Origin of the sequence: Streptomyces termitum (assembly GCF_014650175.1) — a bacterium.
GTDB classification, from domain to species: Bacteria; Actinomycetota; Actinomycetes; order Streptomycetales; family Streptomycetaceae; genus Streptomyces; species Streptomyces termitum.
Genome location: NZ_BMUL01000053.1, coordinates 1 through 738 on the forward strand (window position 1 = coordinate 1; position 738 = coordinate 738).

Genomic DNA, 738 nt, shown 5'->3' on the forward strand with positions numbered 1-738 from the left:
CGAGCGCGGGTGGCTTTCCCTTGCTGCGTGGGCGTTCGTCGACGAGCTTTCCCCAGACGATCATGCGGTAGGTGCTGGTGAATTCGGGGGTGCAGGTGGTGAGGGTGATGTAGCGGCCGGGTGTGGTGAAGCCGGAGCCTTTGGGGACGGGGTCGATGACGGAGACGTTGGAGGGGGAGGTCTGGGGGAGGATGCTGGCCATGGCGTAGGTGTAGTAGGTGTCCTGGGTCTCGACGACGATGGGGTCGCCGGGGGTGAGGCGGTTGATGTAGCGGAAGGGTTCGCCGTGGGTGTTGCGGTGGCCGGCTACGGCGAAGTTGCCTTGTTTGTCGGCGGGCATGGCGGTTTTGAGGGTGCCTTCGGCGTAGTGGCCGACCATGCCTTTGTCGAGGACTTTGGGTTTGCTGATGCCTTCGGCGACGGGGACGACGACGTCGAGTTTGGGGATGTGCATGATGGCGAAGCCTTCGCCGGGGGCGAAGGTTCCGGGGGTGGTGGTGTCGCCGGTGTGGTTCTTGTTCTTGGCCCAGGTGTCTTCGATGCGGGCTTTGGCCTGGTCGGTTTCCTGGCCGGCGAGGACGTTGGTCCACCAGAGCTGGTAGGCGACGAAGAGGAGCATGACGACGCCGAGGGTGATGAAGACCTCGCCGACGGCGCGGCTGGCGATGACGCCGGGGCTGTCCTTGGCGGCCTTCGCGGCGCGGCGGGCCTCCACCCGCGACAACCCCCGCCCACCCG

At 66.4% G+C, this 738-nt stretch carries 1 protein-coding gene; it reads right to left on the minus strand.

From position 1 onward, the window contains the following. The coding region (locus IE219_RS31380) for a class E sortase (RefSeq protein WP_189983729.1) at nt 1-738 on the minus strand (738 nt) is incomplete at both ends.